The organism is Streptomyces ossamyceticus, from assembly GCF_001418475.1.
In the GTDB taxonomy this organism is placed as follows: domain Bacteria; phylum Actinomycetota; class Actinomycetes; order Streptomycetales; family Streptomycetaceae; genus Streptomyces; species Streptomyces ossamyceticus.
Window position 1 is genome coordinate 1 of record NZ_LIQX01000079.1, and the last position, 22,068, is coordinate 22,068.

The window sequence follows — 22,068 nt, forward strand, 5'->3', positions numbered from 1 at the left end:
GCCCGGTGTCCGCCCAGGGGCGCAGGACGGTGGCGAGCCGGTGGCCGAAGTCCTCGGCCTCCTGCTCGGCCGAGGCGTGCGAGCCGTTGCGCGCGGCGACCCCGAGGGCGGACCCGGGCCAGCCCGGCCCGCCGGACAGCGTGAACGTGGCGGCGTCCGCGCCCGGCACCCGGTGGTGGCTGTGTCCGGCGTGCAGATGCCACAACTCATGTCCCAGGATCACCAGTTGCTGCACGGGAGCGGCCCGCTCCTCGACGATCACCAGGTCGAAGTCGGGGAACTCCATCCACAGCCCCGTCACTTCTATCTCGTCCGGGAACCGCTCGAACCGCAGCTCCACCGGCCGTCCGCCGCGCCGCGCGCTCATCTCCGCGCACAGGGCCGCCCCCAACTCCCGCACCCCCAGGGGGCCGTCCAGCCGGGCCCGGACCGCCTTGGCGAGCCCGGCGGTCAGCCTGCGCCGCTCGGCGGCGGACCGGGTGGGCAGCAGCGCGGCCCGTACCCGGCCGAGGACACCGGTGGCCGCGGCGGCCCCGGTCGACCCGCGCGGACGTACGCCGCCCGGTTCACGACGGCTCATGTCCCGGGCTCCTCCTCGTCGACGCCGAGCAGCCCTTCGAGCATCACCGCGAGGGCCTCCTGCTTGCGCCGGGTCAGGTTCATCCGCCCCCCGCGCAGCGCGAGGGTCACCACTCCGTGCCGGGTCGCGAACTCCACGAGCGGTCCCTCGGCCCCGTCCCCCTCCAGGCCCTCCAGCACCCGGCGCAGTTCCCGGTCCAGGACGGCGGCGGCCGGGTCGGTGAAGAACCGGACGCCCTCCTCGACGCCGAAGAACGCGGCGAGTTCGGTGAGGTCGGGCACGTTCGGCATCTTCTTGCCGAGCAGCAGCTGCCGGGCCCACTCCGGGCTGATCGACAGCCGCTGCGCGACCTCCTTGCAGACGTCGACGGTGCGTTTGCCGCTGCGCGCGAGATACGCCGTGTGCAGCGCCCGCACCCGCCCGCGCACCCGGTCGTCGATCCGGTCGCCCGGCGGTTCACCCCCGTCGAGCAGCGTCCGCACCACGTCCTCACCGAGCGCGGTGCGCTCCGACAGGGCGCAGACGTCGAGGAGTTGACCCCGATCGGCCCCGGTCCGGGCGGTGAGGGCGTCGAGACGGGCAAGGGTGCGGGAGAGGGGTTCGGGGAGGTCGGGCACGGCCAGACCCTACGTGCCCGATGGCCTGAACACCACGGAAATCCAACGATCGTTGAAAACGAACCAACGATCGTTGACAGGTGACAGCCCCCCCGACAAGCCACCCGACAAGCCGCCCGACAAGCCCACTCGAAAGGCCACTCGAAAGGCCACTCGACAGGCCCCGGTCGCCCTCTCGCCGGTCGGCCCTGCTCGCCCTGTGGGCCCCCCATTGACTCTCCCCACCGGCGAACATAGCGTCCCGTTCGGCTGAACGATCTGCATTCGTAATGTCGAACACGAAGGATGTCCATGGCCCGCACAGCCCGCTTCACCCTCGACCCCGCCTTCCAGGTCGGTGAGGTCAATCCCCGACTGTTCGGCTCCTTCGTCGAGCACCTCGGCCGCTGCGTCTACACCGGGATCTTCGAGCCGGACCATCCGGCGGCCGACGAGGCGGGCCTGCGCACCGACGTCCTGGAACTGGTCCGTGAGCTGGGTGTCACCACGATCCGCTACCCCGGCGGCAACTTCGTCTCCGGCTACAAGTGGGAGGACTCCGTCGGCCCCGTCGAGGACCGCCCCCGCCGCCTCGACCTCGCCTGGCGCTCCACGGAGACCAACCGGTTCGGCCTCTCCGAGTACATCGCCTTCCTGAAGAAGATCGGCCCGCAGGCCGAGCCCATGATGGCCCTCAACCTCGGCACCCGAGGCGTCGCCGAGGCCCTCGAACTCCAGGAGTACGCCAACCACCCCGCCGGCACCGCCCTGTCGGACCTGCGTGCCGCGCACGGCGACAAGGACCCGTTCGGCATCAAGCTCTGGTGCCTCGGCAACGAGATGGACGGCCCCTGGCAGACCGGCCACAAGACCGCCACCGAGTACGGCCGGATCGCCGCCGAGACCGCCCGCGCGATGCGCCAGATCGACCCGGGCGTCGAACTCGTCGCATGCGGCTCCTCCAGCCAGTCCATGCCGACCTTCGCCGCCTGGGAGGCGACGGTCCTGGAGGAGACGTACGACCTCGTCGACCACATCTCCCTGCACGCCTACTACCAGCCCGAGAACGGCGACATCGACTCCTTCCTGGCCTCCGCCGTCGACATGGAGTCCTTCATCGAGAACGTGATCGCCACCGCCGACCACGTGGGCGCGAAGCTCAAGTCGAAGAAGAAGATCAACCTCTCCTTCGACGAGTGGAACGTCTGGTACATCTCGAAGTGGCACGAGATCGAGAACTCCGAGACCAGGGACTGGGCGGAGGCCCCCCGCCTCCTGGAGGACAACTACAGCGTCACCGACGCCGTCGTCTTCGGCTCCCTCCTCATCGCGCTGCTCCGGCACGCCGACCGCGTCACCGTCGCCTGCCTCGCCCAGCTCGTCAACGTCATCGCCCCGATCATGACCGAGCCCGGCGGTCCCGCCTGGCGCCAGACGACGTTCTTCCCGTTCGCCCAGGCCGCGCGGTACGGCCGCGGCCGGGTCCTCGACGTACGGGTGGACTCGCCGACGTACGCGACGGAGAAGTACGGGGAGGCGGACCTGCTGCACGCCACCGCCGTGCGGGCCGAGGACGGGTCGGTGACCGTGTTCGCGGTCAACCGGAGCCGTACGGAGGCGCTTCCGCTGGAGGTCGCACTGGGCGGGCTCGACCTGAGCCGGGTGGTGGAGCACAGCGTGCTGGCCGACGCCGACCCCGACGCCCGGAACACGCTCGCCGCGCCCGAGCGGGTCGTTCCGCACACGGGCGAGGACACCTCGATCGAGGGCGGCGTCCTGAAGTCCGTCCTCGAACCGCTGTCCTGGAACGTGATTCGCCTGGGCTGAGGGCTCCAGGGGCGGGCTCCCGGTCCGCCCCTTGTGGCCTGGCCGGCGGCCGGGTCCCGGCTGCGCCGGCAGGTCCACTTGACCCTGAGGCGAAACCGGAGGAAAGTGTACGTATACATCATAAACATACTTAGTACGGATGCAGGTGGGACGTCGAGGCGGTCCTCGCGTTCGTCCACCTCCCCCCCCCCCGCGGCAGACCGCGGCGATGACGCGGTCCTGGGCCCAGCACGGAGCCGGCCGCTTTCCTCTGGCAGCCGGATCACGGCGCACACCCCGCCCGTATCTTCGGCGGCCGGCGATCCCGTGAGTTGTGAAGGAGAGGCTCGTGCCAGCTCCGTCAACCATCCTCATCACCGGTGGAGCGGGATTCATCGGCAGCCACACCTGTGTCGAACTGCTCGATCACGGCTACTCGTTGGTGGCGGTCGACGACTACTCCAACAGCTCGCCCCAGGCCTACTCCCGTGTGCAGAGGATCGCCGACCGTTTTCTGAGCGCCGTCTACCGACTGGACGTGCGCAACACACGTGCGGTGTCCGACGTGTTGGACCACCACTCCGTGGACGCGGTGGTGCACTTCGCCGGGAAGAAGGCCGTCGGAGAGTCGATGCGCAAGCCGATCGAGTACTACGACACCAACATCGGCGGTACGACGTCCCTGTTGCGCGCGATGGACGAACACGGCGTCCACCAGATGGTGTTCTCCTCCTCCTGCTCCATCTACGGCGAGACCGACAAGGCGCTGCTCAGCGAACAGGACCCGGCCCGGCCCACGAACCCCTACGCCGCGTCGAAGTGGGCGTGCGAGCAGATACTCGCCGACGTGTGCCGGCTCCGTCCGGAGTTCAGGGTGCTGTCCCTGCGCTACTTCAACCCTGTGGGCGCGCACCCGAGTGGTCTGCTCGGCGAGTCCCCCCGCGGCGGCGAGGTCAACCTGATGCCCCGCCTGGCGCAGGTCGCCGACGGGGAGCGGAAGAGCGTCACGGTCTACGGGGACGACTACGCCACCCCGGATGGGACCGGCGTCCGTGACTACATCCACGTGATGGACGTCGCCGAGGCGCATCGGGTGGCGCTGGAGCATTTCGACGACGCACCCGGGATGCGGGTGTTCAACCTCGGTGTCGGAGAGGGCACGTCCGTGCTGGAACTGCTGGCCGTCTTCGGCGAGACCTGCGGCAGGGACATCCCGTACACGGTCGAGGACCGCCGCCCCGGCGACGTGAGCGAACTCGTCGCCGATCCGCGTGAGGTCGCCCATGAATGGGGCTGGCGCCCGACCCGTGACCTCGCCGCGATGTGCCGGGACGCCTGGAGGTTCCGGCAGCTCAACCCCCTCGGCTACGCGGACTGACCCGTCTGTGCCCTGAGCAAGGAGATCGCCATGCGGATGACAGTGATCGGCACCGGATACGTGGGCTTGGTGCACGCCGTGTGTATGGCGGACATCGGCCACGAGGTCCTCGGTGTGGACACCGACGAAGCGCGGATCGCGGCCCTGACCGAGGGGCACTCCCCGATCCACGAGCCGGGACTGGACGAGCTCCTCACCCGCACCCTCGCATCCGGACGGCTGCGCTTCTCCACCTCCCTGGCCGACGCGGCGCGGTTCGCCGACGTGCACTTCGTGTGCGTGGGCACCCCGCAGATGCCCGGCTGTGAAGCGGCGGATGTCCGCCAGGTCGATGCCGTCATCGACGGCCTGGCACCGTTGGTGCGGCCCGGCAGCCTGATCATCGGCAAGTCCACGGTACCGGTCGGCACGACGGCCCGCCTGGGCGCACGCCTGCGGGCGGTCGCCCCGCACAGCGAGGTCGCCTTGAACCCGGAGTTCCTGCGCGAGGGCTTCGCCGTGTCCGACACCAGGCGTCCCGAACGCATCGTCGTGGGCGCCGAGTCGCGGCGCGCCGAGATGGTCCTGCGGGAGATCTACGAGCCCATGCTGATCAGCGGTGTCCCCTTCTTCAGCACCGACCCCGCGACCGCCGAACTCGTCAAGGTGGCCTCGAACGCCTTCCTCGCCACCAAGATCTCGTTCATCAACGCCATGGCCGAGGTGTGCGACGCGGCGGGCGCCGACGTGGTGACGCTGGCGGAGGCCGTCGGCGAGGACTCGCGCATCGGGCACCGGTTCCTGCAGCCCGGCCTCGGCTTCGGCGGCAGCCGCTTCCCCAAGGACATCCGTGCCTTCGCGGCGCGCGCCGAGGAACTGGGCGCCGGCGAATCGATCGCCTTCCTGCGCCAGGTCGACGAGATCAACCTGCGGCAGCGCACCCGAACGGTCGACCTGGCACGGGACCTGGTGGGCGGCTCCTTCACCGGCCGGCACGTCGGGGTGCTGGGAGCGGCCTTCAAGCCCGGGAGCGACGACGTGCGGGACTCCCCCGCCCTGGAGGTCGCGTCGGCGATCCAGCGCGAGGGCGCCGAGGTCCGGGTGCACGACCCGGAGGCCCTCGACAACGCCCGGCGCGGCTTCCCCGAGCTGCAGTACGCCTTCGACGTGCCCAAGGCGTGCGAGGACGCGGACCTCGTCCTGCATCTCACGGCGTGGCCCGAATACCGGGACGTCTCCCCCGACCGGCTCGCCTCCGTGGTGCGCAGCCGGAAGATCCTCGACGCCCGGGACACCCTGGACGCCACCACATGGCAGTCGGCGGGCTGGACGCTGAGCGCGCTCGGACGTCCGCCGACGAACCGGACGTACGCCTCCGCATGAGGCCGCCCGAACCGGACAACTTCCTGGAGGAAACATGCGTGTGGCCGTCACCGGTGGAGGTGGCTTTCTCGGATCGCATCTGTGCGAAGCCCTGCTGAGCAGGGGAGACCGCGTGGTGTGCCTGGACGACTTTTCGTCCTGTGAACCGGGGAACACCGCCCATCTGAGAGAACACCCCGGCTTCACCTTCGTCTACGCCGACGTCGCCACCGGGATCGACGTACCGGGACGGATCGATGCCGTGGCGCATCTGGCCGGCCCCGCCTCGCCCCCCGACTACCACAGGCGCCCCCTGGAGACGCTGGCGGTGGGCAGCAGGGGAACGGAGAACGCCCTGCGGCTGGCCGCCCGCCACGATGCGCGCTTCCTTCTCGCGTCGACCAGCGAGGTGTGCGGCGATCCCGTGATCCACCCCCAGTGGGAGAACTACTGGGGCAATGTCAATCCGGTGGGGCCGCGCAGCGTCTACGACGAGGCCAAGCGGTTCGCCGAGGCGCTGTCCATGGCCTACCGGCACAGCCTGTCCACGGACGTCGGCATCGTGCGGATCTTCAACACGTACGGACCGAGAATGCGCCCCCACGACGGCCGGGTGGTGTCCACCTTCATCCGGCAGGCGCTGGCCGGCGAACCGCTGACCCTCTACGGGGACGGCAGCCAGACCCGGAGTTTCTGCTATGTGGACGACATGGTCCGGGGCCTTCTCGCCATGATCGACTCGGATGTCCCGGGCCCTCTGGACCTGGGCAACCCCAGCGAACGGACGGTGCGGGAACTCGCGGACCTGGTCTGCGAGACGACCCGGTCGACCTCCGGGCTGGAGTTCCGTCCGCTGCCCGTCGACGATCCCGCCCGCAGGCGTCCTGTGATCACGCAGGCACAGCACCAGCTCGGCTGGTACCCCCGGGTGCCGATGGAGGACGGGTTGCGCGAGACCGTCGGATGGTTCACGTCCCGGCAGCGTCGCCTCTCACGGGACCGAGCGGACGAGGAACCCGCGGCATGCTGATCCGACGCGGTGGGGGACGGCCGGTTCGCGTCCGGGATTCCGCATCGTCACGTCGGCGCGCACTTGACCTGGTGGAACAAAAAGGTAACTGTCGTATATGTACGATGTAAGCGTACGCCGTTAGGGGCTCAGGCCATGAGCGCTCCATCCACAGTCCTGGTCACCGGTGGAGCCGGCTTCATCGGCAGTCACGCATGCGTCGACCTGCTCGACCACGGCTATGAGCTGATCGTGGTCGACGACTACTCCAACAGCACACCGCAGGTCTTCACCAGGGTGGAACGGATCGCCGGCCGCTTCGTCGGTGCCGTCTACGAGCTGGACATCCGCGACCGGCAGGCCCTGTCGGCCGTCTTCGACCGGCACACGGTGGACGCGGTGATCCACTTCGCGGCCCTCAAGTCGGTGAACCGCTCGATGAGCATGCCCGTCGAGTACTACGACACCAACGTCGGCGGCACCACGGTCCTGCTGCGCGCCATGCAGGACCACGGGGTGCACCAGCTGGTGTTCTCCTCGACCTGCTCCCTGTACGGCGACGCCGGCTCCGGACCGCTCGACGAGTCCACCCCCGCCCGGCCCGGCAGTCCCTACGCCGCCTCCAAGTGGGCGTGCGAGCAGGGCCTCGCGGACATCTGCCGTCGGCGTCCCGAGTGGACGGTGCTGTGCCTGCGGCACTGCAATCCGGTGGGCGGCCACCCCAGCGGGCTGCTGGGCGAGGACCCGCAGGGTCCACCCGACAACCTGATGCCCGCCGTGGCGCAGGTCGCCGTGGGACTGCGGGAGCGGCTCCCCGTGTACGGGGGCGACTACCCCACGCACGACGGGACCGCGGTCCGCGACTACGTCCACGTCATGGACGCCGTCGAGGCACACCGCGTCGCACTGGACCGCCTCGCCGGCACCTCGGGCATGCACGTCTACAACCTCGGCCGCGGCCAGGGCAGTTCGGTCCTCGACGTCGTCACCGCGTTCTCCCGGGCCTGCGGCAAGGACATCCCGTACGAGATCGAGCCGCGCCGCGCCGGTGACGTGCCCGAACTCGTCGCCGACGCCACCGCCGTGACACGTGCCTGGGGGTGGCGCCCCCTGCGGGACCTCGACGACATGTGCCGGGACGTCTGGCGCTTCCAGCAGCACAACCCCAACGGCTACGCGGGGTCTCCCCGGCGGCCCAGGTCGAAGGAGCGCTGAGATCCACCGTGCCCACCATCGAGCAGCAAGCGCGGCCGTACACCGCGGCCCGGCCTCGCCGGACGCGGGGAGGCGCCGGGCGCGTGCCGCCGGTCCACCGGCTGATGACGGTCCACGTCTGCCTGGCCGTGGCCGCCGTCTGCCTCTACGCGATCTTTCCGGCCCTGCGCACCCCCATGGGGGCCCTCGTGGGTCTCGCGGGCGCCGCGGCCGTTCTCACCGGCGTCAGCCTCAACCGGCCGGCGCACCGGTGGCCATGGCCGGCCCTCGCCGCCGGGCTGCTGGCCCTGACGGCGGGCACCCTCCCTGCCCACACACAGGCCCACGCCGCTGACCCGCCCCTCACCGCGGCGGACGCCGTCCGTCTCGCCCTGTACCCGCTCGCCGTGGCCGGGCTGGCCGGCTTCGTCCGGTACCGCCGGGCGGGCCGTGATCTGCCCGGCCTGCTGGACACGGTGATCATCACTGCCGCGCTCGCGGTGCCGCTCTGGGCGGGGCTGATCCGGCCGCTCACCACGCGGGACGGCCTCACCTGGGAGCAGCGTGCGACGAGCGTCGCCTACCTCGTGGGCGACCTGCTGGTGCTGGCGATCGTGACCCTGCTCCTGGTGAGCGGTCCCGCCTTCGGCCGGGAGCGCTCGCTGCACCTGCTCGGCCTCGGCACCGTGGGCCTGCTCGGCTTCGACATCGCCCACGGCGTCGTACGGCTCGGGGGCCCAGGGCAGACCGGCGCCCTGCTGGACCCCGGATGGTTCGTCCTCGCCACGGCCTGGGGGCTGGCCGCGCTGCACCCCTCGATGAGGAGGCTGACCGCTCCGGCCATGGCGCCTAGGTCCGTCCGCCCACCGTGGGGCCGGATCGCGCTGCTCGCCGTCGCCACCCTGCCGGCGCCCACGGTCCTGTTCCTCGGGGGAGGACCGGGCGGGGGCGACGGCGCGACGGCCCTGGCGGCCTTCGCGGTCCTGCTGTTCCTCCTCGTGATCATCCGTCTCGCGCATCTGCTCATGGCCCTCCACCGCGAGTCCGTGGCGCGTGAGCGGACACTGCGCGCGGCGACGGCCTCACTCGTCGCGGCCACGGGAGCCCGGGAGATCGAACAGTCCTGTGTCACGGCGGTCGCGTCACTGTTCGGACCGCGCGTCCCGCACGCGGCCATGCTGGTCCCGGCCCAGCAGGCCCGACGGCTGTGCGCACTGCCGGCCCGGGCGCCCGCCGACCGATCCGGCGAGGGCCCGAGGGAAGTCCCTCGCGGCGAGCCGGCGGCCGCCACCGGCGGCGCCCGGATCGTCGACGTCGCCGACCTCGGGCCGGGTCTGGCCACCCGTCTGGGTGATCTGCCCACCGCCCTGCTGTGCCCCATGGCGCGGCCCGGCCGCCCGAGCGGCGACGCACTCGCGGGCGCGCTCCTGGCGGCCGGACCCGAACGGCAGCTCACCGAGCTGAGCGACCCCCTGGAGATGCTGGCCGCGCACGCGGGTCTCGCGGCGGAGCGTGCGGAACTGCGGCGGGAGATCGTCCGCAAGGAGAGCGAGACCTACTTCCACACACTTCTGCACAACCCCTCGGAGGTCGTCATCGTCCTCAACGAGGACGCGACCGTGCGGTACGCCAGTGCGTCCGCGGCGGCCGTCTTCGGCAGTGCGGCACTGACGGGCACGGCCTTGCGGGAACTGGTCGATCCCCGGGACCACGACCGGATGCGCCGGACACTGGCCGTCCTGCACGGCGGCAAGCAGGACGAGGCCCACGACTACTGGTGGGTGCGTAGGGACAGCGGCCGCATCGAGGTGGAGGTGCGATGCCGTGATCTGAGGCAGGACCGCACGGTACATGGACTGGTGGTCACCCTCCGGGACGTGACCGAGCAGCGTCAGCTGGAGCACGAACTCACCCAGCGGGCGTTCCACGACTCGCTCACCGGCCTGCCCAACCGGACGCTGCTGCTTGAGCGGACCGAGCGCGCGCTGCTGCGCGGCCGGAGGGAAGCGATACTCACCTGTCTGCTCTTCATCGACCTGGACGATTTCAAGACCGTCAACGACACACTGGGCCACGCGGTGGGTGACCAACTGCTCACCGCGGTGGGAGAGCGCCTGTCCAAGACCGTGCGCCGCACCGACACCGCGGCGCGTCTGGGCGGGGACGAGTTCGCGGTGCTGATAGAGGGCGCGAGGCAGCCCGTGGACGCCGAACTGCTGGCCGCCCAGGTGATCCAGAGCCTCAACCGGCCCTTCCAGCTGTCCGCCGGCTCCGTGAACGTCTCCGCCAGCGTGGGGGTGGCGACGGCCATGGACAGTACCGACCCCGAGGAGCTGCTGGCCCTGGCAGACCTGGCCCTGTACGCGGCGAAGACCTCGGGCAAGCGCCAGTGGCGCCGCTTCCGGCCCGAACTGCGCGAGAACATGGCCAAGCGCCACGACCTGCGGGTACGCCTGGGCCGGGCGATCGAGGAGGAGGAGTTCAGTCTGCTCTACCAGCCGGTGGTGGACCTCGCCGCGGGCGAGGTCGTGGGCTTCGAGGCGCTGGCCCGCTGGCCGCACACCCGACGCGGTCTGGTCTCACCGCTGCAGTTCATCGCGCTGGCCGAGGAGACCGGTCAGATCACGCCGTTGGGCGCCTGGGTGCTGCGCAACGCCGCGGCCGACATCGCCCGGCTGCAAAGCCGCACGGCACGGCCGGTCCCGCCGTACGTCAGCGTCAACGTCTCCGCCCGTCAATGGCGCGACACGGGCTTCCTGGGCGAGGTGCGCAGGTCCCTGGACAACTCCGGCCTGAGGCCCGAATCGCTGCAACTGGAGCTGACCGAGTCGGTGCTCGTGCGGCGGGACGACCACATCGACAGACTTCTGCGCACGCTCAAGAACATGGGGATCAGGATCGCCGTCGACGACTTCGGCACGGGGTTCTCCTCGCTGCGCTATCTACGGGACTTCCCCATCGACGTCCTCAAGATCGACAAGACGTTCATCGACGACATCCCGGAGGAGCCCCGGCAGGTCGCCCTCGTCGAGGGGATCATCCGCCTGGCCGACACCCTCGGCCTTCAGGTGATCGCCGAGGGGATCGAGGGGCAGGCGCAGCGTGAACTGCTCACCTCCATGGGGTGCGGGTTCGGGCAGGGCTTCCTCTTCGCCCCGCCGATGGACCTGGGGGAGAGCGAGACCGCCCTGCTCCGGCACGACGACGCCCCGACGTTCCGATGACCACGCGATGGAAGGCTGATGCACCATGGACAAGGAGTTCCGCCGTGAGACGGCGAGTCGTCTGCGCCATCTGGTGCAGGCCGTTGCGACGAATCGCCGCGAGGCGGTACGTCTCGTCCCGGAGGGGCTCGCCAGCTGCTTCGAGCACCCCGTGGACCACGACGTGGACGATCTGTGGGAGCTCCGGTTCCACCAGTGGCTCGATGTCCCGTGGCCCTGCTCCGAGCGGCAGGCCGGCCAGGAGGTCTGGAACGCGGTGGTCCGGGAGGTCCACGACCGTGGACCGGCCTTCGGACGCCACACCTACGTGCAGTACAGCGACGGCGACGCCGCCCTCGGCCGGGCGCTGTGGTGCACGGTGCGTCACACGCGCCCGGCCGTGGTGGTCGAGACGGGCGTGCCGCGCGGCGTCACCAGCCGGATCGTGCTGGAGGCGCTGGAGCACAACGGCGAGGGGCACCTGTGGGGTGTGGACCTCCCGCACCTCTTCGAGCCGGATCTCAGAGCCCAGATCTCAGAGCCCAGACGGGCATCGCGATACCCGCCCACCGGCGGTCCGGATGGTCGTACGCGAGGGATCCAGCAGACGACGGCTGCCGGGCCTGCTGCGCGAGCTCGGCCGGGTCGACCTGTTCGTGCACGACAGCCTGCACACCGCCCGGGAACGCCCGGTTCGAGATGGAACGGGTGGGCCGGGTGCTCGCCCCCGGGGGCCTGATGTTCATCGACGACATCTTTACCCACCAGGGCTTCGCGGACTGGGTGCGCGGGACCGCGCGGGCGCGCACGCTGATCTGCCCGTCCGAGGACGGGGAAGGCCTGTTCGGCATCGTGGCCCCGCACTCCGCGGGACGTGCGGTCAGGGCCTGAGGAGCCGCCCGGTACGCGTCGCCCGCACCAGGCGGCGCGTCACCAGCCCCGTGAACCGGACGGCCTCGGCCACGGCCGGCAGGGGATCGTCCCCGCTGAGCCACGCCCGTTCCGTGGGACGTACGTGCAGCAGGTCCGACGGCAGGCTGCCCTCCTTGGCCAGCCACGCCGCCACCGACGGGAAGTCGAACTGGCCGACGACGAACACCCGCCCCTCGACCTGGGGGCCGTCGGGTACCTCACGACCGGTCAGGTCCAGGTGCAGGGCGCGGACGACGTCGACTCCGTGGGTGTTCTCGAAGAGGCGGAACTGGGCGCCCGTGCGCGGGTTGAAGTCCACGAGCTTGTACTGCCCGTCCCGGCGGTCGTACCGCCAGTCGAGGTCGGCCACACCGCTGTAGCCGATCCGGCGGCACAGCCGCTCCGTCAGCCGGGCCAGTTCCGGGTTGCGCAGTGCCACCGCCCGGGTGGTGACCCCTGCGAACGGCGGCCAGGAGCGCAGTTTCAGGCCCGTGAACAGCACGCGGGGCACACCGCCGGGACCGCAGTGGAGGTGGGCGATCCAGTCCTCCGCCTGCCGTCTTGGGATGTACTCCTGCACGAGGACCGGCGGTGGCGCGCTGTCCGGGAAGCGGTCGAGCAGTTCCTGTTCGTCCCGCACCGTCGTCGTACTGCCGACGGCCGGGGAGCGCAGTCGGCTGAAGGGTTCCAGGTTCTTCAGCACCAGCGGATAGCCGAGCTCGCGTCCGGCCTCGACGAGTTGCCGACGGTCGCGCGGCGCGCGCGACCGCGGTGACGGCACACCGGCCTCGGCGCAGATGCGGTGCAGGCTCGCCTTGCCCGCCAGCAGGCGGGGCAGATGGGCCGGCACGGGCGGGAGAAGGAAGTGCTCCTTCAGCCGGTCGGCGTGCTCTGCCAGCAGGATCGCCGCCTCGTCGTCCGTCGGCACCGCCACACAACGTCCGCCCGTCGCCCGGCCGATGGAGATCAGGCCGTCCGTGAGTCGCTCCGGGTCCTCCGTGCCCGTCGTCGGCCACACGAACCTGCGGGTCACATGGCGGGAGAGTGCCACCGGGGTGAAGCGGTCCTCGACGATGGCGTGAACCGGCACGCCCAGGCGTCCCACGGTGCGGACCACGCCCAGACTGCCGTGGTGCAGCGGGTAGTTGCCGATCCTGGTCAGGAGCACCGGCACCTCATTGTCCAGCAAGGACACCACCGACCCCTCTGTGGGGAGAGGCCCGCCCGGAGCGGTTCTCGCGGTGCGGATCTCTCGGAAGGAACGAACGCGGGCGACGCTCTACACTTGATAAGTGCGATATAGCCGTTATGCCCATTATGGCGACTGACGCGGGTCCTGCTCGCGGGCAGCCCGGCAAGGACTGGTATGAAGACACCCGCCACGATGTCCTCGCTCTCCGGATTGCTCCCCCTCCACTTTCCCCGTGCCCTCGGCGGCCTCGACGACCGCCTCAGGCCCCGCCGGCTGGTGCGCGGATTCGGTCCCTGCGACATCGCCGTGTTCCCGCGCCGCTCGCGTCTGCAGGCCGGACTCCTGGTCTTCGAGCTCCACCGCGGCGCGCAGGACGTGGTGGTGAAGCACCCCAGGGACGAGTTCGCGGCCGCCGTCACGGTGCGTGAACACGACGTCCTGCGACGACTGGACGCGGACCGGCGCCTGGACCCCTGGCGCGATGTGCTGCCCCGCGTGGTCGGCTCGGCCGGGCCCTCGGGCGCGTTCGCCCAGCAGATACTCACCGGAGTCCCGGCCGAGCGAGCGATCCGGGACTCCCTCCCACGACCCGCGCTCGGCGGCCGCCCCCGCCCTGCGTCTGCCGGCGGAACCACGGGCAGCGACCGGGCGTCGCTGTCCGGCAGCCGAACGAGCCCTGCCGTGGTGGCAGTCGCGGCTGACGGAACTCGCCGAGGCGATCCTCCGCTACCGATCCGGCCGCAGAGCCGCGGAGTTCGAGGCGCTGCGCCGGCTGCTCGACACGGCCCTGGCCGACGCCACACTGACCTAGGGCTGGCCCCACGGCGACCACCACCCCGGCAATGTCCCCCTTGGAGGGCAACCCGTACGCGTCACGGGTGTCTTCGACTGGAGCGACGGCCATCCGGGCGGGCCGTGCGAGATCGACGCCTCCACCTTCGTGCTTGGCCTGCGCCAGATCCTCGCGGGCCGATCTCTCGGTGGCCTGGTCGCCGAGGCGGTGCGCGGCGGCCGGGTGCCGGACGAGGACCGCGCCCTGCTGGAACTCGCCGGGGTGAGCACGGATCAAGAAGCCGGCGATCCGCTGGCGCTGCCCCTGCTGACCTGGTTGTGGCTTGTGGCGAGCAGCCTCCGCAAGTCACCGGGGTTCGCCCACAGCCACTGGTGGCTCACCGACACACCGGCACGCCAGTCCTGCGGGAGTCAGCCCGTCGGGCGGGTGCCCGACGATGACGGCGCCGCCCCTGGACGACGGAAACACGCGGCCCACGGCTGTGGGCGACACCCGGGCACGTCTGCCAGAAAAGTCCCCACGTGGGTCCTGAGGAGGGAATCACCATGCCAGTGGACACCGGATTCGTGGCACGGCACCGAGCTGCCAGGAACATGACCACCCGTGACTCCCGGCAACGGGTACCCGCCGTCGTCATCGGCGCCGGCCCGTACGGGCTCTCCACAGCCGCCTGGCTGAGCACGAAAGGGATCCCGCAGCGGGTGTTCGGCGACCCCATGGAGAGCTGGCGGGCCAACATGCCCGCAGGCATGTACCTGAAGTCGGTACCCGCCGCTTCCTCCCTCTCCGCCCCCGAACCCGGATACCGCATCGAGGACTTCCGGGCGGCACGAGGTCTCGGACCCGTGGGCGACCTGTACCCCATCCCCGTCGAGGAGATGATCGAGTACGGGAAGTGGTTCCAGGAACGGCGTGTGCCGGAACTGGAACAGCAGAAGGTACGAAGCGTCCGGGCGGCGGACGGACTGTTCGCCATCACTCTCGACTCCGGGGAGCAGTTCCTCGCCGAGAACGTGGTGATGGCCACCGGTCAGGTTCCCTTCTCCCACGAGCCCCCGGAACTGGGCGGTCCCTTCCCCGCCGACCGGGTGTCCCACGCCAGTCGCCACCATGATCTGACCCGGTTCTCGGGGCAGCGGGTCGCGGTGCTCGGCGCCGGGCAGTCGGCACTGGAAAGCGCCGCGCTCCTGCACGAGTCGGGTGCCCGTCCGATCGTGATCGCCCGTGCCGAGGGTCTCGCGTTCGGCGGCCCCCCGGACACCGACCGTCCCGCCGAGCGGCCCCGCACGGTGAGGATCGCCAAACCGGGTTCGCCGCTCGGCCCCGGCTGGTCACTGCTGGCGTGCAGCTACGGCGGCGTCGCCTTTCGCCATCTGCCGGAAGGGGTGCGGATGCGGCTGCTGCACACCGTCCTCGGCCCGTCCGGCGCATGGTGGCTGCGGCACCGGGTGGAGGACCACTTCCCCGTCCTGCGCGCCCGTACGCCGCGTTCCGTGGAGGTCGTGGACGGCCAGGTGCGCCTCCTGGTCGCCGACCCCGCCGGCCGTACCGAGGTGCTCGACGTCGACCATCTGCTCCTGGCCACGGGGTATCGGGTGGACGTGGACCGGCTCGGCCTGATGGCGCCCGAACTGCGCCGGGAGGTAAGGACGTTCCGCGGCGCCCCCCGACTCTCCCGCGGCTTCGAGTCCTCCGTGCCCGGACTCTTCTTCACCGGGCTGGCGGCAGCTCCCACCTTCGGGCCCGTCCTGCGGTTCGTCGCGGGCACGGGATTCGCCGCGCGCAGAGTGGCCGGCTCCCTCGCGGCCGGGACCCGGTCACGTCCGTGACAGCACGGGGCGCGATGCTGGGTGTGCTGCTGCTGCTGTTGGTCACCTGCGGCTGCGGCAGCACCACCCGGGCGGTCCCGGAGCCCAAGCCCCCCGTCCCCGGCGACTGGCACCTCGAGTTCCATGACGACTTCGACGGCTCGCGACTCGACAGGAAGCGCTGGACCACCTGCTACGACTGGAACGATGACGGCTGCACCATCGGCACCAGCGGGGAACTGGAGTGGTACCGGCCCGGTCAGGTCTCCGTGGACGGGGGGAAGCTGACCCTCGCCGCCGAACGCCGTACGGTCCGTGGCAGCGACGGCCAGCTGCACCCCTGGGTGTCCGGCATGATCTCCACCGGCCGGGACGACTGGTACGCCGAGCCGAGGGAGACCTTCACCTACGGCTACTTCGAGGCGGCGATCCGCATCCCGGCACAGAGCGGGATGGCGCCCGCCTTCTGGTTGATTCCCGCGAGCCGCTTCACCCCGCCCGAGATCGACATCATGGAGTTCCTCGGCGCCCCCGACGAACTGACCATGTACGTGCACTGGCGGAACGCCGAGGGCGACGAGCGCAAACAGCGGGGAGCCTTCGCGGCGCCCGGCTTCCCCGACGACTACCACGTCTTCGCCCTGCTGTGGGAGAAGGACAGACTCGTCTGGTACGTGGACGGTGTCGAACGGTTCAGGGTGACCGCTCCGGAACGGATTCCGCACGTGCCGATGGAAGTCATCCTCAACCTGGCCGTCGGCCTGCTCAAGCCCCCGCCGCCGAGCACCGACTCGGCCCGGATGCTCGTGGACTGGGTCCGCGTCTGGCAGCGTTGACGCTTCCTCGGCGAAAAGCCCAGGAAGCGTCAACGCTGCCCCGGTGCGCCGGTCAGGCGCGGAGCGCCCGGTACGGCAGTCCGACCGCCGCTCTCGTCCGGCGGTACGCGCGCCAGCCCCTGGTCGCCGCCCCTTCGGCGAACGGCGCCACGGGAGCGCCCTCACCCCGGGTCCAGCGCATGAAGCGCTCCCGGCCGGTGTCGGCCCGCACCATGAGCCGGGCGAACATCAGCGGGTCGTCCCGCTGCGTGCTGAAGGCCGAAGCGGCCCGGATGGCAGCGGCCGAGGTCCAGCCGGCCTCCCTCACTCGTGCGCGGACGGCCCGGCTGGAATACCCGTGCGGGTAGGCGAACGAGACCACCCGATGCCCGAGCACGTCCTCGATCTCCCGCTTGCACCCGGTCACCTCCTCCCGCACCGACTCCTGGGGCAGGGTGTCCAGTTGCGGATGGGTCCTGCTGTGTCCGCCGATCTCGAAGCCCGCCGCGTCCAGTTCCCGGACCTGACGCCAGCTGAGAGTGGCCACGTACGGGAACGGTCCGCCCCCCGACGGCCGTCCGAAGCCGCCCGGGGCGCCCGTGGTGACGTACAGGGTGGCGGCAAGTCCCCGGTCCAGGAGGAGCGGAGCCACCGTGGAGGCGAAGTCCGCGTATCCGTCGTCGAAGGTCAGCACGGCGGACCGGGGCGGCGGGGGAGGGCCGCCGAGCAGTGCCGTGACCAGCTGCCGCAGCGGGATCACCGTGAGGCCGCTGTCGGCGATCACGTCCAGGTGCTCCGTGAAGGTGCGCGGGCTCACCGTGAACGGCGCGAGCCAGGGCGGGGGATCGTCCGACACCGCGTGGTACAGGAAGACGGGTACGACGCTCATGACGATCCCCCCACCAACGGCTCCGCCGCGGCGCGCGGTCGCCACGCGAGCCGGGAGGCCCACTGCCGTCCCCGTCCGACGAAGTATCCGGCGACGGTGACGGACACCCCCGCGGACAGCGCGCCGGCCGTGCGCAGCGCACCGGGACGAGGACGCAGGCTGCGCACGAGGGCCCGCGGAACGGTCGACCGCAGGTAGGTGCGCTCGCTGGCCAGGGCCGGCCCGCTGCCGCGTTCGCTCGACACCAGTGCCTTGCTGCCGCCCTCCGCATAACAACGGGAGCGGAAGTAGGACCAGCGGGTACGTGCCTCGGGAACCCTGTGGTGCACCTCCGCGGCGGGTTCGTACAGCAGGACAGCATCGGGGTGGCGGGCTGCGATGCGAAGGCACAGCTCCGTCTCCTCGTCGCCCGCCGGTCGTACGCCCACGCGCCCCAGACTGTTCAGAAATCCACCGACCTCCAGCAGTGCCGTCCTGCGGAACGACATGTTGGCGCCGATGAAATTGCGCACCGGCGCGGCCCGTTCGGGCAGTCCGCGGTAGGAGCAACCCACGACCCAGTCGAACTCCGGCGGGAACCACACCGGCCGGCCGGTGGACCAGCGCGGCCGTACGAAGCCTCCGACGCCCGCCACCCGAGGGTCGCCGTAGGGCGCCAGCAGACGTTCCGCCCAGTCGGGTTCCGCGGCGGCGTCGTCGTCGAGGAACGCCACCACCTCGCCGCGGGAGACCGCCACGCCCGTGTTACGGGCCCCGGACAGGCCGCGACGGCCTTCGTTGGGTACGACCCGGACACCGTGCAGTTCCTTCGAAGCCCGCTGATAGAGGCCGGGGCAGTGGTCGACGACCAGCACGATCTCGTCGACGGCACGGGACTGACCGAGCAGCGACGCTATCGCGGCCCGCAGGTCCTCCCAGCGGTCGAGGGTATAGGCGCAGACGACGACCGACATGCTGGGAAGGTGGCGTTCTGGGGAGAGCGGGCTGTTCATGACGACCTCTCAGTTACGGGGACGAGCCAGCGGGACCGGAAGACGATCAGGAAGACGGCGATGACACACTGGGCGACCAGCCAGGCGACGCCCGCGCCCGTGACGCCGAGCACGGGCATCAGGAGACCGGAGAGCCCGAGCACCAGGACGCACAGGGCCACCTGGAGGGTGACCGCCCAGCGCAGCCTCCGCCGTGCCCGCGCCACATCGATGGCCACGCTCAGCAGGAGGTTCGGCAGCGCGGACAGCGCCAGCAGCCGCAACAGCGTGCTGCCCTCGGCCGCGTACGCGGCGCCGAAGAGGGACAGGATCTGCGGAGCCGCCGCCACCAGCACGACCGTGATGCCGATCAGCAGCAGACCCGAATGGCGCAGGACGCGCAGACCGTGTTCCACGAGACGCTCGGGACGCCGGACCGACTCCGCCAGCAGGGACGTCCCCATGTTGCGGGCGAGCAGGTAGGGCACGTAGGCGACGCTCCAGGCCACCGAGAAGAAGGCGCTCTGCTCCGCACCCAGATCGTTCAGCACGAGCAGCGGGACCAGGGCGTACGCGGCCAGTTGGAACAGGGAGCCGAGCCAGTCGGCCGCGGCGTATCCGAGCAGGCGGGGAGGCGGCGGCTTGGTCTCGGTCTCCCGCTCGTGCCGGGGGACGGCCCGGCGCAGCAGGACGGCGTTGGCCACCAGCAGCGAGATCACCAGGGCCCCCGCCCAGGCGAGCAGGATCCCGGAGAGCAGGGCCAGGGCCGCGCCGGCGGCGAGCAGCAGGATCTTCGCCACGGAGAAGATGGCGTTCTCGGCCACCACCCAGCCGGGGCGGCGGACGGCGGTGAGGGCACCGTCCTGGAGGACGAAGACGGCGTAACCGGCGGTCACCACCACGAAACAGACCGCGGCCATCGGGGTCAACAGGAAGTCGAGTTCGGGCGCGACCACCGGTACCAACGCCAGGAACACCGTGGCGGCCAGCAGGCTGAAGGAGGTGCTCGCCGCATAGCAGGTGAGGACGAGCCGGCGGGTGCGGCGGCCGGCGGACGGCACGAACCGCACCAGGAAGTCGTTCAGGTTCAGCTGCCCGATTCCCGTGAGCAGCAGGGACGCCGAGAGCGCCGAATAGCTCAGGCCCACGATCCGCTCGTCGTACAAGTGCGTCGCGAAGATCCAGAAGATGAAGCCGAAGCCCGCGTTGACGAGGGAACTGATCGCGAGGAGGTGCCCGGTGCGCAGGACGGGTTCCCGGGGAAGCGCGGCGGCGACACCGGCGCGCAGCACGGCGGGAACGGAGCGCCTTCGCATGGCCGTGGACCTCGTGGGCGAGGCTGTGTCCATGCCGTTCACCTCGATCGGGTCAGCTTCCGCGGTGGGCGCCGACGAGACGCCCACGGAGATAACCGCAGGGGCCGTAGACCATGCCGCGCACCTCGAGGAGGGCCAGGCGACCGGACCAGTCGGCTTCGGGATCGGCCTTGCGGTCGCGTGACCTGGCCATGGTGTAACGGACCCCACGGGGCAGGCGGCGCAGCAGCGCGGGCAGCCGGCAGGGGTTCCTGACCAGCGCGCCGGTCAGATAGGCGCCGAGTCCGGCGCCGTAGGCGAACGCCTGTTGCGCGACGGCGTCCGGCGTGCGGCGGTGACGGTGCCAGATGATGGCGTTCGGCTGGTAGGCGAGGGCGTGACCGGCGGCCAGGACCTCGAAGAAGGAGAGGAGGTCGTCGCCGCCCCGGCCCGGGGCCCCGGCACCGGTCGCGGGGTCGAAACCGCCCAGGGCGCGCAGGACGTCGGTGCGGAAGGCCATGTTGGCGCCGGAGCCGAAGCGCCCGGCGGTGAACGGGAACAGCGGGTCCTCGGGGGGATCGGACAGGGACCAGACGCGCGGCAGGTATCCCTTCGCGAAGCCGCCCTGCCGCTCCAGCGCTCTCTGGGCCGGGGTCTCCAGCTCGGCGGGCACGATCAGTCCGGTGACGCACCCGACGCGCGGGTCGCGTACGAACGCCTCCGCCAGGGCGGACAGCCAGGCGGGGTCGGCGAGCGTGTCGTCGTCCGTGAAGGCGACGACAGGGCCGCGTGCCTGGGCGAGGCCCACGTTGTGGGCGCGGGCCAGCCCGGCGACCGGTTCGCGGACATAGCGGACCCGGCCCCTGAAGACTTGGCGGACCAGTGCTTCGGTCGTGCCGTCGGCCGGGGCGTTGTCGACCACGATGATCTCGAACTCGGGGTACTCGCACCGCAGGAGTGAGCGCAGACACGAACGCAGCTGCTCCGCCCGGTTGCGAGTGGCCACCACCACGCTGATGACCGGTTGCCGCTGGAGCGGACGGCGTGGGACGGCCTGGCAGGACCATGCGTCGGTGCCGCGGTCCCGGGGTGCCGTCCGGTCCGCCGTGCGGTGCCGGGCGATCTGGTCGGCCAGTTCCCGGTGGGCGGTGTCGGCGACCGCCCGCCACAGCCCCTCGGGGCCGGAGGGGTCCGCGGCGCTGACCATGCCCAGCGGCAGACCGTGCAGCCGTACGAGGGCCCGGACCTCTCCCTGCGGCCTGATCCCTCCGTGGGGCCCGGGGAGCCGGAACTCGCCCGGACGAGCGAGGTCCACGTCGACGACGGTCACCGGAGGGTGAACGGGGTCGGGGCGCACCGGGGCGGAGGTCATGACGCGTTCGGCGCGGGCCGACGGTCGGCGGGCCGGGGGCTCGCGTGTTCCGAGAGCAGGGTGCGCAGGACCCGGCGCCCGTCGGAGATGGCGTGCAGGTTGGAGCGACCGCTGCGCCGGGGCAGCTCCAGGCTCGGGACCTCGGCGATGCGCAGACCCGAGCGCAGGGCGTGCACGGTCATCTCGGCCTCGATCTCGAAGCCGGAGGCGTGCAGGTCGAGCAGGTCCAGGAAGCTGCGCCGGAAGGCGCAGAAGCCGTAGCACAGATCCGTCAGGGAGGCGTGGTAGAGCCGGTTGGCGGTGGCGAGCAGCACATGGTTGCCCATCCGGCGCAGGGGGGTGATGTCGAGGGAACCGCCCCCGGCGACGAACCTCGACCCCTTGACGAAGTCGTAGCCGTTCTCCAGGAAGTGCAGGAAGTGGGGGATCTCCGACGGAGACATGCTGCCGTCGGCGTCCATCATCACCACGAAGTCTCCCGTAGCTGCCAGGAAGCCGGTACGCAGGGCGTTGCCCTTTCCGGGGCCGCTCTGCCGTACGTGGCGCACCGTCGGGAGGCAGTGCTGCGCCATGGGGACGGTGGCGTCGCTGGAGTCGCCGTCGACGAGGATGACCTCGTCCACGCACGTCGGGATCTGCTCGAAGACCCAGGGGATGTTCCGGGCCTCGTTGCGGGCGGGCACGACCAGGCTCACCGTGGCGGGCGTCGTGGCGGTCCCCTCGCGGCTGTTGATCGGATCGCTGTACATGATCGGTCTCCCGGGCTCTACGCCATATGTTTACGAAGTATACGTACACTTTCGCCCGATTTATCCGCAGCGTCAAGCGGAGAGTGGGGATCAGGAGCGCGTCAGGGGTGAGTGAGGCTGCTTCGCAGGACGGGAACGGGGGCCCGCGGGTGTGCGGAACCGCCG

The 22,068-nt window shown here is 71.1% G+C and carries 19 protein-coding genes; 11 read left to right on the forward strand and 8 right to left on the reverse strand.

Translation table 11 applies throughout. The features are described from left to right. Both AOK15_RS07190 and AOK15_RS07195 read right to left on the reverse strand, forming a co-directional pair. A partial coding sequence (locus AOK15_RS07190; protein WP_240508336.1) for a toxin-antitoxin system, toxin component occupies positions 1-580 on the reverse strand: 580 nt, incomplete at its 3' end. Continuing rightward, complete coding sequence (locus AOK15_RS07195) at positions 577-1,197, reverse strand: hypothetical protein (RefSeq protein ID WP_055513961.1); 621 nt, start codon at positions 1,195-1,197, stop codon at positions 577-579. The genes AOK15_RS07190 and AOK15_RS07195, both read right to left, overlap by 4 nt. Positions 1,198-1,488: 291 nt before the next feature. Here AOK15_RS07195 and arfA point away from each other — a divergent pair, with 291 nt between their 5' ends. From arfA to AOK15_RS43725, 8 genes are all read left to right on the forward strand, one after another. Continuing rightward, a complete protein-coding gene (gene arfA, locus AOK15_RS07200; protein ID WP_055513963.1) occupies positions 1,489-3,003 on the forward strand; it encodes an arabinosylfuranosidase ArfA in 1,515 nt (504 codons plus the stop codon). A 328-nt stretch (positions 3,004-3,331) separates the two neighbouring features. Next, on the forward strand, positions 3,332-4,360 hold the full coding sequence (galE, locus tag AOK15_RS07205) for a UDP-glucose 4-epimerase GalE (protein ID WP_240508337.1): 1,029 nt from the start codon (positions 3,332-3,334) through the stop codon (positions 4,358-4,360). 30 nt (positions 4,361-4,390) lie between these two features. Beyond that, positions 4,391-5,722 carry a UDP-glucose dehydrogenase family protein gene (locus AOK15_RS07210; protein ID WP_055513965.1) on the forward strand — a complete coding sequence of 444 codons (1,332 nt, stop codon included), beginning with the start codon at positions 4,391-4,393 and terminating at the stop codon, positions 5,720-5,722. Between the two features lie 34 nt (positions 5,723-5,756). Further along, entirely contained in the window at positions 5,757-6,731 is a 975-nt protein-coding gene (locus tag AOK15_RS07215) for a UDP-glucuronic acid decarboxylase family protein (protein WP_079058349.1), read from the forward strand. A gap of 135 nt (positions 6,732-6,866) precedes the next feature. Further along, positions 6,867-7,925, forward strand: a complete 1,059-nt coding sequence (gene galE / locus AOK15_RS07220; RefSeq protein WP_055513967.1) for a UDP-glucose 4-epimerase GalE — start codon at positions 6,867-6,869, stop codon at positions 7,923-7,925. Positions 7,926-7,933: 8 nt separating this feature from the next. Continuing rightward, entirely contained in the window at positions 7,934-11,128 is a 3,195-nt protein-coding gene (locus AOK15_RS07225) for an EAL domain-containing protein (RefSeq protein WP_240508338.1), read from the forward strand. Positions 11,129-11,153: 25 nt separating this feature from the next. Beyond that, positions 11,154-11,846, forward strand: coding sequence for a hypothetical protein (locus AOK15_RS43720; protein WP_055513973.1), 693 nt, complete (start codon positions 11,154-11,156; stop codon positions 11,844-11,846). Continuing rightward, positions 11,846-11,998, forward strand: a complete 153-nt coding sequence (locus tag AOK15_RS43725) for a hypothetical protein (RefSeq protein ID WP_157870182.1) — start codon at positions 11,846-11,848, stop codon at positions 11,996-11,998. The genes AOK15_RS43720 and AOK15_RS43725 overlap by 1 nt, the downstream gene beginning before the upstream one ends. Here the strand turns inward: AOK15_RS43725 and AOK15_RS43730 are convergent. Then, a complete protein-coding gene (locus tag AOK15_RS43730) occupies positions 11,988-13,187 on the reverse strand; it encodes a carboxylate--amine ligase (RefSeq protein WP_205632093.1) in 1,200 nt (399 codons plus the stop codon). The two genes, AOK15_RS43725 and AOK15_RS43730, sit on opposite strands and share 11 nt — an antisense overlap. Before the next feature lie 448 nt (positions 13,188-13,635). Between AOK15_RS43730 and AOK15_RS44890 the strand changes: the two genes are divergently transcribed. The 3 genes from AOK15_RS44890 to AOK15_RS07250 all read left to right on the forward strand — a co-directional run bounded on the left by AOK15_RS44890 (position 13,636) and on the right by AOK15_RS07250 (position 16,648). Further along, positions 13,636-14,022, forward strand: a complete 387-nt coding sequence (locus AOK15_RS44890; protein ID WP_157870183.1) for a hypothetical protein — start codon at positions 13,636-13,638, stop codon at positions 14,020-14,022. A gap of 527 nt (positions 14,023-14,549) precedes the next feature. After that, a complete protein-coding gene (locus AOK15_RS07245) occupies positions 14,550-15,833 on the forward strand; it encodes an NAD(P)-binding domain-containing protein (protein WP_240508339.1) in 1,284 nt (427 codons plus the stop codon). After that, the gene (locus tag AOK15_RS07250; RefSeq protein WP_157870184.1) at positions 15,830-16,648 is read left to right on the forward strand and encodes a glycoside hydrolase family 16 protein; all 819 of its coding nucleotides are present in this window, start codon (positions 15,830-15,832) and stop codon (positions 16,646-16,648) included. Before AOK15_RS07245 ends, AOK15_RS07250 begins: the two co-directional genes overlap by 4 nt. A gap of 52 nt (positions 16,649-16,700) precedes the next feature. Here the strand turns inward: AOK15_RS07250 and AOK15_RS07255 are convergent, their stop codons facing one another. From AOK15_RS07255 to AOK15_RS07275, 5 genes are read right to left on the reverse strand one after another with little or no spacing between them, the layout of a single operon-like run. Then, positions 16,701-17,516 (reverse strand): polysaccharide deacetylase family protein, encoded by an 816-nt coding sequence (locus tag AOK15_RS07255; protein ID WP_055513981.1) that lies wholly within the window; start codon positions 17,514-17,516, stop codon positions 16,701-16,703. Beyond that, positions 17,513-18,469 (reverse strand): glycosyltransferase family 2 protein, encoded by a 957-nt coding sequence (locus AOK15_RS07260; RefSeq protein ID WP_240508340.1) that lies wholly within the window; start codon positions 18,467-18,469, stop codon positions 17,513-17,515. Before AOK15_RS07260 ends, AOK15_RS07255 begins: the two co-directional genes overlap by 4 nt. Before the next feature lie 35 nt (positions 18,470-18,504). After that, complete coding sequence (locus AOK15_RS07265) at positions 18,505-19,836, reverse strand: lipopolysaccharide biosynthesis protein (protein WP_157870185.1); 1,332 nt, start codon at positions 19,834-19,836, stop codon at positions 18,505-18,507. Positions 19,837-19,855: 19 nt separating this feature from the next. Next, on the reverse strand, positions 19,856-21,154 hold the full coding sequence (locus tag AOK15_RS07270) for a glycosyltransferase family 2 protein (protein ID WP_055513987.1): 1,299 nt from the start codon (positions 21,152-21,154) through the stop codon (positions 19,856-19,858). Next, positions 21,151-21,903: a glycosyltransferase family 2 protein gene (locus AOK15_RS07275; RefSeq protein WP_107099356.1), complete on the reverse strand. Its 753-nt coding sequence runs from the start codon at positions 21,901-21,903 to the stop codon at positions 21,151-21,153. Before AOK15_RS07275 ends, AOK15_RS07270 begins: the two co-directional genes overlap by 4 nt. Positions 21,904-22,068: the final 165 nt, after the last annotated feature.